Annotated in this window: 17 protein-coding genes; 7 read left to right on the forward strand and 10 right to left on the reverse strand. The window is 41.5% G+C overall.

Annotated features, from left to right (window positions below):
- Nucleotides 1-134: 134 nt before the first annotated feature.
- Entirely contained in the window at nucleotides 135-851 is a 717-nt protein-coding gene (locus F608_RS0127975; protein ID WP_022669062.1) for a hypothetical protein, read from the forward strand.
- Nucleotides 852-1,223: 372 nt separating this feature from the next.
- Here F608_RS0127975 and F608_RS0127980 read toward each other — a convergent pair whose 3' ends face one another.
- Complete coding sequence (locus F608_RS0127980) at nucleotides 1,224-1,535, reverse strand: carboxymuconolactone decarboxylase family protein (RefSeq protein ID WP_022669063.1); 312 nt, start codon at nucleotides 1,533-1,535, stop codon at nucleotides 1,224-1,226.
- A 467-nt stretch (nucleotides 1,536-2,002) separates the two neighbouring features.
- Complete coding sequence (locus tag F608_RS0127985; protein WP_022669064.1) at nucleotides 2,003-3,412, reverse strand: trimethylamine methyltransferase family protein; 1,410 nt, start codon at nucleotides 3,410-3,412, stop codon at nucleotides 2,003-2,005.
- Between the two features lie 446 nt (nucleotides 3,413-3,858).
- Here F608_RS0127985 and F608_RS0127990 point away from each other — a divergent pair, with 446 nt between their 5' ends.
- From F608_RS0127990 to F608_RS0128000, 3 genes are all read left to right on the forward strand, one after another.
- Complete coding sequence (locus F608_RS0127990) at nucleotides 3,859-4,551, forward strand: molybdopterin-dependent oxidoreductase (protein ID WP_022669065.1); 693 nt, start codon at nucleotides 3,859-3,861, stop codon at nucleotides 4,549-4,551.
- 151 nt (nucleotides 4,552-4,702) lie between these two features.
- A complete protein-coding gene (locus F608_RS33685) occupies nucleotides 4,703-5,290 on the forward strand; it encodes a transglycosylase SLT domain-containing protein (protein WP_022669066.1) in 588 nt (195 codons plus the stop codon).
- Nucleotides 5,290-5,514 (forward strand): DUF350 domain-containing protein, encoded by a 225-nt coding sequence (locus tag F608_RS0128000; protein WP_022669067.1) that lies wholly within the window; start codon nucleotides 5,290-5,292, stop codon nucleotides 5,512-5,514. The genes F608_RS33685 and F608_RS0128000 overlap by 1 nt, the downstream gene beginning before the upstream one ends.
- A gap of 454 nt (nucleotides 5,515-5,968) precedes the next feature.
- Here the strand turns inward: F608_RS0128000 and F608_RS0128010 are convergent, their stop codons facing one another.
- From F608_RS0128010 to F608_RS0128045, 8 genes are all read right to left on the reverse strand, one after another.
- The gene (locus tag F608_RS0128010; protein ID WP_022669068.1) at nucleotides 5,969-6,313 is read right to left on the reverse strand and encodes a hypothetical protein; all 345 of its coding nucleotides are present in this window, start codon (nucleotides 6,311-6,313) and stop codon (nucleotides 5,969-5,971) included.
- 209 nt (nucleotides 6,314-6,522) lie between these two features.
- On the reverse strand, nucleotides 6,523-7,014 hold the full coding sequence (locus tag F608_RS0128015; RefSeq protein ID WP_022669069.1) for a GFA family protein: 492 nt from the start codon (nucleotides 7,012-7,014) through the stop codon (nucleotides 6,523-6,525).
- A gap of 122 nt (nucleotides 7,015-7,136) precedes the next feature.
- The gene (locus F608_RS0128020) at nucleotides 7,137-10,055 is read right to left on the reverse strand and encodes a PAS domain S-box protein (protein WP_022669070.1); all 2,919 of its coding nucleotides are present in this window, start codon (nucleotides 10,053-10,055) and stop codon (nucleotides 7,137-7,139) included.
- Between the two features lie 590 nt (nucleotides 10,056-10,645).
- Nucleotides 10,646-10,864, reverse strand: a complete 219-nt coding sequence (locus F608_RS35430; protein WP_051148670.1) for a VOC family protein — start codon at nucleotides 10,862-10,864, stop codon at nucleotides 10,646-10,648.
- A gap of 23 nt (nucleotides 10,865-10,887) precedes the next feature.
- Complete coding sequence (locus F608_RS0128030) at nucleotides 10,888-11,472, reverse strand: TetR/AcrR family transcriptional regulator (RefSeq protein ID WP_022669071.1); 585 nt, start codon at nucleotides 11,470-11,472, stop codon at nucleotides 10,888-10,890.
- A gap of 668 nt (nucleotides 11,473-12,140) precedes the next feature.
- Nucleotides 12,141-13,640 (reverse strand): hypothetical protein, encoded by a 1,500-nt coding sequence (locus tag F608_RS0128035; protein WP_022663626.1) that lies wholly within the window; start codon nucleotides 13,638-13,640, stop codon nucleotides 12,141-12,143.
- 140 nt (nucleotides 13,641-13,780) lie between these two features.
- On the reverse strand, nucleotides 13,781-14,290 hold the full coding sequence (locus F608_RS33695; protein ID WP_022669072.1) for a DUF2867 domain-containing protein: 510 nt from the start codon (nucleotides 14,288-14,290) through the stop codon (nucleotides 13,781-13,783).
- Nucleotides 14,291-14,468: 178 nt separating this feature from the next.
- On the reverse strand, nucleotides 14,469-14,753 hold the full coding sequence (locus tag F608_RS0128045) for a DUF2917 domain-containing protein (RefSeq protein ID WP_022669073.1): 285 nt from the start codon (nucleotides 14,751-14,753) through the stop codon (nucleotides 14,469-14,471).
- A gap of 196 nt (nucleotides 14,754-14,949) precedes the next feature.
- Between F608_RS0128045 and F608_RS0128050 the strand changes: the two genes are divergently transcribed.
- From F608_RS0128050 to F608_RS0128065, 3 genes are all read left to right on the forward strand, one after another.
- Nucleotides 14,950-16,398 carry an aminotransferase-like domain-containing protein gene (locus F608_RS0128050; RefSeq protein ID WP_022669074.1) on the forward strand — a complete coding sequence of 483 codons (1,449 nt, stop codon included), beginning with the start codon at nucleotides 14,950-14,952 and terminating at the stop codon, nucleotides 16,396-16,398.
- A gap of 404 nt (nucleotides 16,399-16,802) precedes the next feature.
- On the forward strand, nucleotides 16,803-17,189 hold the full coding sequence (locus F608_RS0128060) for a HEAT repeat domain-containing protein (RefSeq protein ID WP_022669076.1): 387 nt from the start codon (nucleotides 16,803-16,805) through the stop codon (nucleotides 17,187-17,189).
- A complete protein-coding gene (locus tag F608_RS0128065; RefSeq protein ID WP_022669077.1) occupies nucleotides 17,176-17,727 on the forward strand; it encodes a nuclear transport factor 2 family protein in 552 nt (183 codons plus the stop codon). Before F608_RS0128060 ends, F608_RS0128065 begins: the two co-directional genes overlap by 14 nt.
- Nucleotides 17,728-17,837 lie beyond the last annotated feature (110 nt).

Consider the following 17,837-nt stretch of genomic DNA (forward strand, 5'->3'; position numbering starts at 1 on the left):
GATAGATTGAAGTTTTTTTCTTCTCGGAGACAGAATAAATCAATTTAATACCGGCCAGAATGGATTACAGAAAATTTTCTTGCCATCTTAGGCCCAGTCAAGATAGTTCTTAATACAATAATGAGGAAAATAAAATGTCAATCAACGATGACTGGGTCTGTAAGCATACAGAATTGGTTGATCAAGAATTTGAAGATTTCCATCTGGAAGTTTCTCCAAATTCGCTTTGTGAGTACAAAAGGAATCCTGCTTTTTATATAATAGCGGACGCTTTCCTTTTTTTTGATTCTGCTAAAGAAGCTAACAATAAATCAGAAAGAATTAAAGAACATGCATTCTCAAGAGCGGCAATATTATTATTTCCTGTAGCTTTAGAGGCAATAGTTAACGTTATTTATCAATATTGTCGAGTCTATAACAGAGAAGAACTCAAAAAGATCCCTTTAAAAGAAAAATGGTTAAATGTTTCGCATAAATGCTTGCCTAAAATGGGTACTTGCAAAAAGGGGGAAAAGGTAATCTATCGCCCTGGTGATAAAATAGATTGTTTTAATGAAAATTTATCAATTTTTCAAAAATATTTGGAACTTAAGGAAATTCGGAATGATGTTGTTCATTTGAAACCGAATTTCATTCAATTAAAAGTAAAAGAAATAGAAAATTTCGAAACAACTCTGGATCTTTATCCTCTTACTAAAATTCCCAGAGAGCTTTCCAACTGGAATTTCAAACATGCACAGATCGCAAAAAATATCTTTCAAAACATGAATGAAGAGTTGAATACATTTATGAAGGGCTCAATTGATAGAATTTTAGATCGTCCTGCATTTATAGAGATCGTGCTCGATTGAAATTATAAATCATTTATGTACTTAGTACATTGTTTTTGTCCCCGTCCGCAGATCCTGAACGGTCAATTAAATACCGGATAAAGTTGACTGAGCTTTTATGGTATTTATCCGGAGCTTTGCCAGCTCAGGAGCAAGGCATGATTACCAAGAGAAAGGCTCAGGAGATCAGAACCGACTGGCAGCGAGGACTACTCTCCTGACGAAGTCCGATTTACAGACGGATGACCACCCCATACTATCCCTGTCAATCAGGTTTTTTACAAAATATGCAACTCGGTATTTTAATTAAAATTGATTATCTCCGCTCTCTATGATCTTGGCGGTTTAAAATATCATTACGCCAAAAGAATGCTGTAAATGGACAAATTAAACCTATTTTTTTGCAAGAACCTCATCAACCCATGACATAGCAGCCATAGCGTTGGGAAAACCTGTAGTAGTCACAGCCAACAACACTGCATGTCTGATCTCGTCTTCAGTTGCCCCGGCACTATACGCCTTTCGTACTGCGGACATTACAGCGCCTCTTGAATTCGCTCCCATTGCAATCCCTAACTTAATCAGATCTTGATATTTTTCTTCTAGAGGACCAGCATTTCGGCATGCCTCCCCCAGATCACTATATTTTTTTAAAAGATCTGGATAGTTTTTGGAAAACGCCTCATATGGCTTTGGTATATGCATAACTTCTCCTATTGTAAGATATCAACAGAACTCTATTTTTCTTTGGATCTTGTCCATCATATAAAAATGGGTAATTAAAAGCAACGATCCCAATCAAATGGAGTAAGTCGAAACCCTGGAAACCAAAAAAGAACTCCCAAGCCTTTATTGAAGTTGTGCCGCCTACTTTCGTAATCGGTAGCTTGGATCGAAAACCTGGCAGATCAAATCAAGAACTTGAGGTGTGGACTACCCTTGGGCAAGGCTCCGTTTTTCGATCGGACGACTCCCCGGACTTTCCCTGTCAGCCTTGTCTCAAGGATATCTGCTCTCACCTATCAATGCTTCTCTTATTGAATGCCGCTTTCGATTGGGTTTGGGCGATCGATGATAGACATAATATTGGGTATTAAAATGCTTATTCTGGAAAAGAAACCATACTTCCAAAGATCAGAAACAGGGTTTTGAGTTTAGTCTATTTTAATCTGCTAATATTTGCATTGTCTGGGAAGATATTCTTGCAGAAGCGATTGTTGCTCTTTGCTGCGTTCAGGAAGAATATAAGATGCACATCTTTTTTCTATGATTTTTTCTGCATTAAGATTGATAATGCTTTCTGCCGGAGACTTATCCGGATTCATTCCCTTCTTGTCGAATACGGGGGTGATGCGCTGTTCTTTTCTATATATTCCCACATCGCCTATGGTAAGAAAACTTCTGGTATCCACAGCTTTAATAAATTTATCCTTAAGATTCGGGTCAAAGGAAAGACCGAGTCCCTGAAGAAGGCGATTGCAGCTAATCAGCAATTCTTCATCAAATATTATTTTGTTGAAACTACCGCCGGCAAAGGCTGCCATAAGACCGGGATAGCACCAGATTTCTTCAACCTCTGTCATAAAATACGGTGCAATTGAAGTGATGCAGGATTCAAACCCACCCTGGTAATCATTTTTAGTGCCGTCGGCTAAACAACCGCACAAAACACAATTCAAGCCGAAATGGAGACAGGTCTCGTAAAACATAATCTGCACATTAAGATATTCCGGGCTGGCATAAACCGGCTGCATGGTTCTCATATCCGTCATGGTGGAAAAACAGCTGAACGCCACTGGTGTACCCGGTTTAAGAAGTTGGACATATACCACTCCTGCCAGGCAGACTGCAATATCATGGACAACGATGCCCATTAGGCTTTCAGGGCCGGTCATATAGGACAATGTACAAGGAGAAATCGTTATATTCTGTTCTTCTTCAACAAGAACCGTCAAGTTGATCAAACTTTCTTCATCATATGACAGCGGTGGATTTGGACAAATTCCCTGCCCCATAACCGGCTCGTCGCTTGTAGCCTTTATGTCTTTGATCAGTTGTATCGCTTTTTTAGCGCTGCCATAGACATCCCCGTTTTTGGTATTGGATTTTGTGGCCCGCAATCCAAGGCTTGGGAATTTATCGGAATATTTCAATAACATGGCAATTTGGGAAATGTATTGATCCTCATTATCATTGTTTACAGGATCGACAACCCCGGGATTTACAGATTCATAAAGATCACTGGTTTCTGCCAGTTGGTACATTTTAACGGCATCCTCAACAGTACCTCTCCGGCTCTCTCCTGTTGCATCATTGAGAATCATGGGAGAATTGGAGAAGGGAGAAGCTGCAGCCAGTCTCTTGGTATTTGTGGGTTCGTATTTATATTCGGGCATCCATTTCAGGGTTGTGGCCAGAAAACGTTGAGAGATAAACACCCGTTTCCCATCTACCCTTACGTCACTTTTTTTAAAAAGCGCCAAAGCGCTCTCCATCTCAAATTCAACCCCTACAGTGGACAATATGCCCGTGGCCGCTTCATACATTTTTTCGATTTGTTCTTTTGCGAGCAGATTTGGCAATTTAAAACCTCCTTTTATACAGTATTCTCTATTTCAAGATTTTATACATTTAACTGCAATTGTAAAAGAGGAGAAAAAGAGTAATCCCTAACCATACAACATTCTGTTTCAGATTTTATACATGCCCATCTGATCTAACATATCCGTTGAGAACATTGATCAGAATAAGGGTTTTCATTAAAAAGCTGAGTCATGAATCATTTTTCCCAGGTCAGTCGGATTTGTCCCGCTACCTGTTAAACGGCCTTGATTCATTGAGCTGCTCCCGAATTTGTCTTTTTTCGTATTCTTTTATCGGAAAAAGCGATTTCGGAGGTTCCCCTTTTCGGACAGCTTGACGGTCTGTGTTTCAGACGTACTTTATATACAAGTGTTTTTCTTATTTTTTATCAGACACATTTTGATTTCTCGATCTCTGCTTAAATCCTCAACTAAATGGAGGCCGAATGGGAAACAACAAGCTGTCACGACGTGAATTTATGACGCTTTCCGGTGGTGCACTGGTTCAGATCGGCCTGCCCGGAACTTTTATTAAACTCTCGCATGCTGCCAATGCTGAGCTGGCCAGCCAGCTAAGGCCGGATGGCAGACCGCGATTACCACCCGGACAGATGGCAGTTGAATCCATTCAACCAATGGGAGGAATCTCAGGCCCGGGCCTTGATCACAAATGGCAGTTGCAGATTAAAGGCGAGGTTAAAAAGCCCATGGTTTTCAAGTGGGATGACCTCATGAAGCTTCCTCAAACCGACCTTATCTGTGATATCCACTGTGTCACCGGATGGACACTTTTGGATTCCAGGTGGCAGGGCATCAGGTTGAGTTATCTGATGGATGCGGTCGGTACGAGTGAAAAGGCCGGGTTTGTCATCTTTGAAGCCCACGCGGGGTATACCACCAGCATCCCCGTTGCCCAGGCGCGCAAAGGCAATGTCATTTTAGCTCATCGGTTTTCCGGTGAACCACTGGCAGAACCCCATGGGGCACCATTGAGGGGATTGATCCCGGATCTTTATTTCTATAAAAGTGCCAAATGGATTGAAGCGATTAAATTCAGCGTAAAAGATGAACTTGGCTCCTGGGAGAGCGGCGGCTTCAGCAATACGGCCGATCCATGGAAAGAAGAGCGTTACAGGTAGTCCAGGGATTAAAAGGGGACAGAATTATTTTTACAAAAAAAGCGAGGACTACTTATCGACTAAATCCGGTTTGTCAGATGGATAGCAACCATAGACTTTCCCTGTTACGGATCGCTATTTTTTATCTTTTATTTCTATGGTAGAATCGTGTATGAATTTTTCTTCAAAACTATTGATATGCTTCTTTGTTTTTTTGCTGTTCCGGCCGTTTCAAACTTATGGATTTGAACGATACAACAGTCACACCAAATATGATGTGTATTTTAAAAAATATACGAAACGGTTTTTTGGGCCCGGTTTTGACTGGCGGTATTTTAAATCCCAGGCCATTGCCGAATCCCATCTGAATCCAGATGCAAAATCCCATGTCGGTGCAAAAGGAATCATGCAGATCATGCCGAAAACATTTGATGAAATCAAATATAAGAATCCTTCGATTAAGGGATCTTCACTGCAGCCCAAGTGGAATATCGCAGCCGGTATCTACTATGACCGGAACATTTGGAAATTATGGAAGGCCAAAAGACCTTTTCAGGATAAACTGGCCTTCATGTTCGGGTCCTATAATGCAGGTAAGGGAAATGTTCTGAGAGCCCAGAAAATTGCCGAGAAAAACGGTATGAACCCGAACTTTTGGTCATCCATTGAAAGAGCACTCCCAAAGGTAACCGGTAGGCACAGCAAAGAAACCATTGGGTACGTAAATAAAATCAACAAGGTTAAAAAGGTATTACGGTAATGGAAATCGGAATCATTGTTGCAAATTTTCTTTATGCGGTTTTTGGTGTCATTCTTACACTTATTTTTATGCTGGTCGGTTTTAAGCTGTTTGATCGGGTGACTCCGTTTGATACATCAAAACAGCTATCCGACAACAATATTTCCGTCGGCATTGTTGTCGGGTCTATTTTTATCGGGTTGGGCATTGCGGTGGGACTGGTGATAGGCATGGGACTCAATTAAAAAAGACCTGACGTGGGTTATCCTAACTTCTTGACCAAACCAACCCGTTGAATATGAATAAAATATTTAAAAAAATATCCCAGAAAATAGCCTTTGGTTAATGAGCCTGGGGTCATTGTCCGTCGAAAGAAGACATTAATGGTGGCGACTCTCTGTTTAATAGTTACAGCTTCCCTGCCGATAAAACACCTATGGAAAATTACCTCATCAAAAATTGCAAAGGATGTAATCAGCCGCTTCGAATCCCTGCAGATATTGGGGGAATGCTCATGCGTTGCCCGAACTGTGGACATGAATTCCATACCGATTTCAAACTCGGTCCGAAAGTCCGGGAAAGAGGGGAAGGTAAAGAACCTGCCCGGAAAAGGCCCGCCCCAAAGCCCCCGTCCACTTTTAAAATTATCGTGTAATCTCTTCAGCCAAAAAATGGAGCCTGATGGCAATTGTATGATTTTTAAAGAGATGTATAAACCAAAGAATTTGAAGCACCCTCGTTTCTTTGCCCAGCTGTTTTTAAAGCAGCTGTAATGGCGTATAAACCCTCTTCATCCACTCCCACCGCGACTTGTCTTTTATCTTTAAAAATCATTAACAGATAGACCAGGGGAAGAGATAAAGAAACTTTTTCGGCAATCGCCGGCATCTCTTTTATCGATTCAAGCTGATCTAAATCAAAACCAACCCTTCTTTTTTCAATGAGTCGTTCCCTGAAATTCGGCGTTATCCAGAAACGATTTTCCATTTCATCCAGAAATGCTTTTCGACATTGGTGTTTTTTATTTACATAAACGATATTCATTTTAAATCTCCTTGCGTCTTTCCCAAAACTCTCCCTGTAATTACATAGATCCCTGTAAATTAAAATACCGATATCTGATTTAAGTCATCCTTATTTTCAGATCTGACAGTCCAGAATCCATTTGATAAAATTATTTCCCTGGATAAAATAAGAAGAACCTGATCCATAAAAACTTCAAATAAAAAGCTTTTAAAAAGATCTGAACCGTTTCACAGCAAGTTGGAATGATTTTTGTGTCCGGACCACTTGGGCAGATCATCCATAATTTCCAGGATCCGCATGTCATAGAAAATATGGCAGGTGGGTTTGAATGAATCCGGCACCTTTGTACGATGCCCGAAATTAAATAACTCAGGGAATGCAAGCCACATTCTCCGCCCTTCATCGGCAATGGGAGTTCCGCATCTGCCGCATCTGACCTTGCAAGGCAGAATCCGTTCAGGCCTGTTTTGCTCACTGTTAAAAAAAATCAGGTGTTTCAAACCGGCAGTTAATCTCACATGGCGTTTATGAAAGATGGCCGCCCATTGCATGGGAGCGCCATGTAATTTTTGGCAGGCCAGGCAATGACAAATTTTTGCATCCAGAGGATCATTGCTCACCTCGTATCGAACTGTTCCGCAGAAGCAGGCCGCCTCATACTTAGGAACAAACCCGGCGTCTTCAATGGACGCATATTGGGATCCGAATCGATTCTCCATTGGAATTGTCTATCCAGTTTATAAGTTTGGTAGCGTCTTGGCGACACATAATAGACTTAGTCTGGTGTTTATGGTTTCTAATATTTTAAACATGAATAATATAAGAATGTAGATAATGGATATTAATCAATTTTGGCCAGTTGAACCGTATTTCTCCCCGCTTGTTTGGCTAAATATAAGGCTTGATCTGCCGCTGAAACAAACTCTTCTTTGGAATGATAGTTTTCATTGAATTCTGCAACACCAAAAGATGCTGTTACTTGCAGATATTGCCCTCCATACCTAATTTTCACCTTGTCTTCTATTCCTGAACGAATTAGCTCAGCCCTGTCACATGCAATCTTCAGTGGACAATCAGGCATAATAACGATTATCTCTTCACCACCGTACCGGCAGACAATATCAGAAGGTCTTAAAAAAGAGGGTATAGCTATTCCTAGTCGGCGTAAAACTTCATCACCTGTTTCATGGCCGTATTCGTCATTGAATTTTTTAAAGTGATCAACATCCATCATTATAACACTAACAGCCGAACCCTTTCTCTCGGCAATTTTTAGTTCTTTACTCAGCGATTCCTCCATAAATAACCGATTGTAAAGGCCTGTAAGTGAATCCCGGACTGAGCGTTCATAAAGATCTTTACGCAAACGAATATTGGACAGGGACAGCGAAAACAATTCAGTAACCCTTTTCGCCATAGCCTCCAATGATTTTGATTGTTTTACAATCTGGACCCGGTCAACATCACTTCCCAGAATTGGAAATTTCGTTGACAATACACCCAATGTTTTGCCTCTGGCAGATATGGGAATACACAGGGTAATATGACGGGGGATTTTTCTCATATGCTCACAGGTTAAATCATTTTTAGGGTCGATAATTGAATGGCACTTGCCTCGACGGAAAGCCCAACATTCTTCCGGTGAAAAAGGATCATTATGCTGCACAGCTTCCCCCCAGAAGGCTTCAATTGTATTTAAACCCAGAGTTTTATCAAATATGCCCAGGAAACCATTTGAGTCCGGCCACATTTTTTTACAAATATTTGAAAGCGTTTTATAGCTCTCATTCTCTGTAATACAAACCTGGAGCAAATCCCCCATTTCATTTAACAGTTCAATTTCATGATTTCTATATTTTAATATTTGAACGATCTCAGAAAGCTCTTTGGTTCTTTGTTCAACTCTTGTCTCCAGCTCCTTATGGGCTTTTTCTAATTCCTGTTCCGCTTTTTTCCGTTCGGTTATATCCTGTGCAGTGCCTCGCATTTCGATCAGTTTTTGATTCTCATCATAGATGCCCTGAAATGTGGATAAGTAGTATCCGATACTCCCGTCGGGAAGCAAAAACCGTTGTTCGAACTCTCCCGGCTCCTGGTTTTCCATGGCTCTTTGTATCAATTCCCTGCCACGCTGATGGTCCTTTGGCCATGGCGAAAGGTCAAGTATTGAATCAATATGGGGTGTGAAGGTTTCAGGGTCAAGACCGTGCAGTTTGAACACCTCTTCAGTCCATTCCACCTCGCCTGTTTTAATATCCCAGAACCAGTATCCTATTCGCCCCAGCCTCTGGGCATCTTTTAACTTACGTTCGCTCTCAATCAGCTTTTGTTCGGTGCGTTTTCGTTCAGTAATATCCCGTGCAATGGATTTGATGGAAGTGATCTCCCCTTTGTCATTGTAGACAAAGTTTATGGACCAGAGCATGTCCCGGGCTTCTCCTGTGGCCTGATTCATCTGGCGGTTTTCAAATGTTGCACTTGCCGGTTTATCCTTCATCCACTGGTCAAATTTTTTAGAGGTTTCCTCCCGGTCATCCTCATGAATGAAATTAAAAGCTTTAAGTCCTTTGCATTCCTCAGGAGACAAGCCAAATATTTTCGTACATGCTTCATTGACAAATGTTAATCTGCCTTGGATATCTACTTCCGTAACAAGATTTTCGGTTCCTTCCACAATTTCACGATAGCGCTCTTCACTCTTTCGCAGTTCTTCTTCTGCCCGTTTGCGATCGGTAATATCCTGTAAAATACAATGGGTTTGTTTAAATAATTCATTATTGTCTTTACTGATCCGTCCGCATATGGAGACAAGAAGCATGCTGCCGTCTTTTTTTACCATTTCAAACTCCAGGCCAAGGACTTCTCCCACAGATTTAAACCGTGGAAAGGTCTCTTTGAAATGCGTTTTACAGTCCGGGTGTAAAAAATCACCAAAATTCCGGCTGATGACTTCATCCCGTTCATATCCCATTACCTTGAGCCAGGTTTCATTCACTTCGATAAAATTGCCGTTTTCATCCAGCGATTGATAGCTCATTGGGGCTTTTTCGAACATTGAACGAAAGTTCTTCACACTTTCATGCAATGCAATGAGATTTTCATTGTTGCGCTTTACATTGGCCAGCCAAATGTCGATTTCGTCCCGAATACCGTTCCCTTTAAAATGTATCTCCGGAGGCACATAGTGGATATTTTCAAGGTATAGGTCATCATTGTAAAAAAGAATCGGATGAGCACTTATAGCAGTCCTGATTACTTCCGGATTATAAAGGTTTTTGTCATAGACGCATAATGATTTAAAAGGGAAGTTGGGAAATAAAATCTCATTTATGATGTTTTCGTAATAAATCAACTTTTCAGCCAATTCAGGTCCGTTGATGGAAAAAGTCGCTTCTCCAACGACCCTCAAAGCGTCATATCCTTCATTAACCGCCTTGGTAGCCTCCTTCTGCCAGATTTTAATCGTCTCGTCCGGATCAAAGCCCCCATTTCCCGAGTATGATTCTTGAACATTAATGATTGTCAGTTTCCCGTTTTCAATACAAGCAGGAAAATCCACTTCAGTGTCGGCGAAATCTGCCTCAATCATCCGCTCATTGTACTTGTCGATCGCCATGATACATTTTTCATTTGCGTTCAATCCTTCAAGAATGTATCTCGAAGCGATTTGTCTATAGGCATCCAGATTATCGTAAATAATGCATGCATGGGGATGGGAACAATTGCTGATCTTGGAAAAGGAATTGTCAAAATGATACATAGCCCCTCCCCCTTTAAAAAAGGTGTTTAGTTGAAAAAGCTGGACGCTACCTGTAATAATATCAGATTGTTAGGATCGTAAAACATAACATATAAAAGACAACCGTGCCAGAGAATTATACTTCAAACACCAAAACAGAAACATCACCATTGGGGAAGGGTCTCTTTTGTATGCTATCCATGAAATTTTTGAGTATTTTCAAGGTGCACAATTATGTGTATACACGGTCGCCGGTCAAGAAATCTAAACCGGCAGGACCCGAAGAAGAAAGTTTCATGGATTCGGAAACGACAGGCGGGAAAGAGACAAAGAAACTTTTTCGGCAATCGCCGGCATCTCTTTTATCGATTCAAGCGGATCCAAATCAAAACCAACCCTTCTTTTTTTATTCCAGTTTGTTAATGTGGCCTGACCCTATTACACAATTATTCCATTGTCGATGCCTGTACAATTCGAAAGCTTCCGGTTACGTGTCCAAAGAGAGAGCCGTCTTTTAGATCTCTAACGGTCGCCACAAGAAGGCCTTCACCCATTTTTTGTATTCCACTGAGTTCATCTGCACCATTTTCTATCAGGCGGTTATACTCCGCCTATATATCTGATCCTACCCAATAAGCAACAGGGAAGGTATCGTTGCACACCATGGGCTTGTCTACCCGGCTTAGTCCGAGTCTGTCACTACCGACACTAAAACTTACAAATGATGGTTGATCAACCACAGGGTCAGCGCTGAAGATTTTGCTATACCATTCTTTTGCCTTTGGCAGATCATCAACATTGTAAATCACCGTGTGTAAATTTAAATACATATGACCTCCTCAATGTTACGCCGTTATAGCCTATTTGAAAAAAATTCTATCTTCAATCCTTTTAAAATTGCGGTACTTCCCTGCTGAATTACAGTAGAAACCATTTCATCGTCCCATACGCCGTCGGGCAGAGGATTACTCACTTTAAAGGCAAGACCATGGCACAACAGCCAGCGTTGGAGCTGAATTTGATAGACTTGCTCTCCTGATAACCCTTGAAATGGAGGATAGTCTGGTAGAGAAGCGGTAAGGGTCTCCCAAATAATTTCACCATATTTTCCATAATATTTAATATGTTTTTCGTCATTAAGAGCTCTGAATAAACGCTTTTCCTTTTGTGCAAACATGACATAACCGATTCCATGATTGTGCCAGGGATCATCTGTTCTTTCACGAATCATATATTCGTAGAGCAAATCGACCCCTTTTTTGGCAATGGTTTCCTCCAATTCCTCCATGGACTTGAAATATGAATAAATTGGTTTAGAAGAAGATCCAAGCTCATTGGCAAGTGATCGTGCAGATAACATGTCCCAGCCTTTAAATCGAACAAGTTTAAAGGCCGAGTCAACTATTTCTTTTTTAGAAAATTTAAACTTTGGAGGCATTTTTCCCTGTCTTATTAATGTGTTCTATATGAATTGTCCGTCGCTATTAAGAGATACATACGTTGCGCTACATGTGTATCCTGACAAAACGTAATTTTATCTTCAACTGGAGATTCACTGCCCCCCCATTTGATACATGAGAAAATTGAATGAAAGGAATGGTCTGTCCTTTGGCAGAATAGCGTCTGTTTACGGGAGGGAACGGGGAGTCTATTGTGCCTGCCGGATGAAGAGGGAAAAACAATACCCTCTGAAAAATTGCACTGTTATTATATGTTTGCGCCGCATTGTAAAGGAGGTTGAGGAGGCCGCAAATGATTACCGCTAGGATGATGGTTTTTCAGGGATTGTCCAAATACCATATTGTGTGCTTGTATCCTAGACCGAAATTCAAGTTAATTGGAGATTAATCGTATTCTTCATCTGATCGAAATTCCATGCCTAAAAAAGGGTGTTGAAACCGTTCAAATTTCTGTTTCGTTATAGGTGCCCCACGCGTTTGTAATTCTTTTTTCCAATGTCAGATTGTCCGGCTTTTACCGTAGCAATATCTGGTTTTGTTTTTTACCGCATAAAATCTATTTCAGACGGCGGCCTTTGTTGTATTCAGATATACCAATAGCGACCGATCAATCGGCTCAGAAAAAATCCCGCATTGAACGTTCAATTCATCCTGTGGCAGCAAACAACTCCTTTTGCCCATCTTCTTTTTTCATTGGTTTATGCCTTGTTCCGGCCATTTCAATCAACAATGTTACGATAGTCGTCAGAGTTGATCGGACAATCACACCATGCTGGCTTCTTACCCGTGTTTGTTCGAGGCCTTCTCTTTTTTTCATCAGATTAAAGGGCCTTTCACAGTTTTTCCGGATCTCGATTGCGTCTTGAGATCCGCTATGAAAAATCGGCATTGGTTGAAAATAGCCGCTGTCAAAATCAACGATCCTTGATTTTGAACAATTTGATTCAAACGCACACTCACCCGGAACGGCATCACATCCAAATTCGTGGCCTTCCGGTGTCGATCCCAAAAACTGCATTGGAATCTCACAAGAATCATTACAGGCAACCCTTAATGGCGATTCCAAAACGTTGTCAGGAAGTTTGGCTTTCTCCGATGCAGGGGTGACGACATAGACACCGGTTTCGTTGAGAACCGAACCATCACTATCGTGATAAGCCTGGTCGGCGGTTATCAATTTGATATCAATACCCAATGTTTGAGCAAGCTTGATCAACGGTTTTAAAAACAGGCTGTCATGATGATTTGCCGCCCCGATTAGGGATACCAATGGAAAACTATGGCCTGTCGATGGGTTGATGGCTGTTAGGGTGTGAAGCCGGTAGCCAATGACGTAATACGATTTATCCCTTTTATTCCGGCGTTTTCCACAATCACAGTCCGGATCGGAATACATTCGTATTTTTTTGCCTTTGACCTGAATTGTGCAAAGGGGGTAATTGATTTCAGACGGCAGTTCACTGGAATCAACACCATGGATAACGGCACTCTCCAGACAGCCTGATTTATAAAAATGATGGAGGAAATATACCAGGACATTCATCAATTGTTTGAAATTCAGGCCACGCCGGAAGTGACACAATTCAGTATGATCTGCCTGGTGTTTGGTATTTAAAGGCAGTCTCACAAAACGCCTGTTTTGCTTTCGTTCCCTGCCAAAATATTCATCGCTGCAAAATTTCCTGTAACTGATTTCAGGGTATTTGATTATTTTTAAAAGCTCCATCCGAAATAACTGGTAGGGTTGAATATCCCTGTGCACAGCGGAATATCCGTCAGGCGCAATCAAGCTGTTGATAATCTGGTTGTCTATAAGTTGGTCAACAAACTGCAATTCCGGGTCTACAATTTCAGGGTATGGCTTTTTCAGGGTGTCAAAATGAAACAGGTTGTCGGAATGAAAATTTTCAATGTAGGACGCCATCTCAGGAAGGCTACGAATCTCTGCTGAGGGGGCCTGATCTTCAACTCCTATGAGTTCTTCGATGGGGATGTCCAAGGTTTGAGAATAATCATAATTATCCAAAACTTCCATCATGATTTGCTTTGTCAGCTCTTTTTTGGACTTCCTTGTCATCTTTTTCCAGTTCGGAAAACTCTTTTTCAATTGCTTTGTGATGATTCGCCTGATATTTTTTGTATGCATAAAGCCTCTGTGGTGTTGTTTCCTTTTTGTTTAGGCGCTTGAAAGATACAACTAAACAGAGGCTTTTTCAATTACTAACATACTGAAAATTTGTCGGATAACGTTAAAATTGCGTCATCGATTTCAACACCCTTTAAAAATCATGAATTATAATTATAACTCATTTTTTTTAATATTGACCTAACCACAAGTTTATGCCCTATCCTGACTGGAACAAAATATATCTTTCCAAAAATATTATGGAATTTGACAATCGTATTTAAATATATTTCAGTTATTTCTTCGCCTTTTTTTTTCATGGCCGATATTCTGTAGTATAAATGCTTATCATCTGCCCCCATTACGATTTCATTCTCGTTTTTATCTATTATTGGAACAGGAACAAAATTGCTTTCAGACTCTTTTTCAATATCGGTAAATTTACCAGTATTCAGACCAAACGGCTTTACAAGAAGATAGTAGCGTATTCGTAAAGCAACAATAACCCAGCGGGGAAGAGAAAGTATTTTTTCTGATATTCTTTCAATACTTTCATCCTTTTCCACCATAATCATATATGAATCGTGATAATCAACATTGGATAAGTTTTTTGTGATTAATGTGCCAACAGGCAATTTTTTCAATTTAAAAATTTTGACCTGATCTTTCACTCCCAGATACTCCTCTTCGCCAAATTGAAAATTTTAAAACCGGAACTGTTTTGATAGAATCTTATACATTTAGAAAGCTCATGAAATGATTTGCCTTCACTGACATAACCATAATGTTGGTAGAAGCCAAGGCCGTTGGTGGTAAAGTTGATGGTTGGCATTGTAGTATAAATTTTGTTTAATTGGACCCACATGCCCTTGCCAAAGGAGAAGACCAGAAAAGACACATTTTTTTGTTAGAGTATAATGCCGAATTTGAAAATTTAATAGCGGAATCTGCAACAGCAAACATTACCACTTTGCCCTTCTGACTGACGTTGTGAATATCTCCAATGTGCAGAATATGATCATATGGATCATTGGGTTGTGTAATCCATAAGGAGCCGGTCGTACACTTGATTGAGATATTTCTGGCATCTCCGTCAATAAAACAAATTTCCTTCCTTGAAAGCTTGATTTCCATTCTTACCTCCTGATCTTCTGAACGATGATATAATTTTACAGTATGGAGTTGAAAAATACAGATACAGAAAACAAATTTTGTGTCAGTTACAGATAATTAAAATTAAATCTGTGTCCATTGTCGAGGCCATGAATTGTGTCTGTTACAAAAATAACAATTGATGTAGGAAAATATTTGAACGTACAAGGGGGGGGATATGCAACAAAATTTACAGAAGATTGAACAACGCTCCCGGAAGCATCTCTATGAGGCTGTGGCTGAAAGGATTGCATACCTGATTGATCAGGGCACCTTTAAAACCAGCGATAAGATTCCTTCACTACGAAAACTCAGCCGGCAAATGAAGGTAAGCATTAATACGGTCAAGGAAGCATATAATTATCTTGAAGACCGCCGAATCATTGAAGCCCGACCACAGTCCGGGTATTATGTGTGCGGATGCCGTTGCGATATTCCCAAAGAGCAGGAGATAAAGACAGACCTGTTTAATCCCACAACCATAAGTACAAGTGAACTCGCCATGCAGATTATGCGGGATTGCAGCGATCCGAATCTGGTTCAATTCGGTGCTGCTATACCGGAGACAGGTCTGTTGCCCATAAAAAAATTAAATAGAATGCTGTCTTCCGAAGCAAGGCGATATCAATCCGAAAGCGTGAACTATTCGATTCCACCGGGATGCCTGAAACTCAGAGAACAGATTGCAAAACGAATGTTGCATTGTGGCTGTACGCTCAGTCCGGATGAAATTGTGATTACCAATGGCGGGACTGAGGCTATTTATTTGGCGCTTAAAAGTGTTTGCAAACCAGGGGATATCTTGGCAATAGAATCTCCCGTCTATTTTAACTTTATGGAGATAATCCAGGAGTTGGACTTAAAAGCGATTGAAATTCCTTCGTCACCAAGGGATGGTATCAGCATTGATGCGTTAAAATATGCATTGAGCCAGCAGAGAATTCAAGCCTGCCTGGTTATCTCCAATTTCAGCAATCCTCTGGGAGGCCAGATCCCTGACGCCAAAAAAGAGGAGCTTGTGAATTTGCTTGCACAACATGGAATTCCCCTGATTGAAGATGATGTGCACGGTGATCTTTCTTATAATTATGACCGGTCATCCGTAGCCAAGGCATACGATAAAAAAAATACGGTAATACTCTGCTCTTCGTTTTCAAAAACACTATCCCCGGGATATCGTGTGGGATGGGTGGTACCCGGTAAGTTTCAATCTCGGGTCGAACAGTTAAAATTAATCTATAACATCGGATCTTCTATTCCTGCACAATTAGCCATTGCTGAGTTTTTAGCCAACGGAGGTTACTCACATCATCTTCGATCTATTTGTCGAATCTATGAAAAAAAAGTCATGATGATGAGAGATGCTATCGGTCGCTTTTTTCCGGAAGGAACCTGTGTTACCAATCCAAAGGGCGGCTTTATACTATGGATTCAATTACCTGATTCCGTGGATAGTCGTTGTCTGTATTGGGAAGCCAAGAAACTTGGGATTTCCATTTCCCCGGGAATCATATTTTCCGCAACAGGGCAATTTAATAATTATATCCGTCTGAATGCAGCTTTTTATTCCGAAACCAATCAATGGGCGGTTGAGACCCTGGGTAAAATCATTTCAAAATTCTGTTAAAAGAATAGGTCAATTTTAACCCCATTTGTTCATCTTGAAACTTTGTGCATGGGGAGGCTAAAAACCCAACAGAAGAATTGTGTGGTGGAAGCCGTTTCAAATTTGAATACTCCACCTGTGTGCAAACCGGACGGGTCAGGAAGTTTTCCCCCGGTCTAGGGATCAGGGCCGGTTCCCGGGTTATTGCAGGAGACAGACGTATTGCCCTTCCCAGGAGTTCCGGGATTATCTGCTTTGAATTTTCCTTTACAGGTCTGGATCCTGCTGGTATGAATTTTCCAATACCCGGGGAATAGGATTTGTTGAGGGTTCAGAGCCGAGTTCGGATTTACAGAGGGAGGCTCACTGCCTGAAAGGCGATCCCGGATCAATGGATCCGAACAGACCCGGGTCAGGAGGTCTTCATGATTTTTAAAAGCAGATTCATCTTTATCCTTGCTGCCGGACTTTTTTTCTTCATTTCAACGGGAATCTCTTTTTATTCCATTTACAAGGAAGTCAGGAGTATCACCCTGACAGCCAAATCCGAATTCGGACCGGATCCGGTTATTGCCCTGCTCTCCCTTGTACAATCTGAGAATTTTTCCTTCAGGGATCGGAACAGGGCCGTCTGGGCATTGGGACAGATCGGAGACAAGCGCGCTCTCCCGGTCCTGATGGGATTGGATATCCAAACAGCAACCCGGGACGGGCTGGACCCGGATCAGCATATCGTCAAATACACGGTTGAAAAGGCCATTGACCAGATAGAGGGCTTTATCATCACCCGGTGGATGTATGAATTTTTATGATTCAGGCATGATCAATTCCCGACGTGTCATCAGGCCCTTCCCGGCCAGTCTGGCCGGAGCGCTTTTTATCCTTCTGGCGGCCTGCGCCATGGGTCTGGGCTGCGACACCCCCATCTCCGAATACAGGCCGAAAGCCCCGGTAGAAAAAGAGATCCTTCCGATATTGATCGAATTTCAGGAGGCCAGAAACCATTATGATATCAAGAGGCTGCTCCCCCTTTTGCACGACCGGGGGCAATTCTCCTTTGGCTGCGGGATCATGGTCTCAAAGGCCGAGCTTGAAAAAATGCTTCCGGAATTCTGGGCCAAAATGAGATCGGAAAAACTGGCCGTGGTTCCTCTGGCCCATGAGTGCCTGAACGGGGATTATTACCCTTCCGGAGTGCTAAAGGAACCGATCATTAAGATCAACGGCAACACGGCAAAGGCAAGGGTCTGGTTCACCAAACGATTCAGCAGCAGCCTGCTGCTCTTTTTCAATCTGGTCCGGGAAGACGGGAAATGGGTGATTATCCGCACAGAATGGGGCCCAAGTTAGACAAAATCCGTAGCAAAGATCCTCTCTTTTGACGCCCGTAAAAGGTGATCATTTGCAAAATGCACTCAGATTCTTGACTTTACCCGGGTTTATCCTGTATGAAGGGGGCC

The sequence above is a fragment of the Desulfospira joergensenii DSM 10085 genome (genome assembly GCF_000420085.1).
In the GTDB taxonomy this organism is placed as follows: domain Bacteria; phylum Desulfobacterota; class Desulfobacteria; order Desulfobacterales; family Desulfobacteraceae; genus Desulfospira; species Desulfospira joergensenii.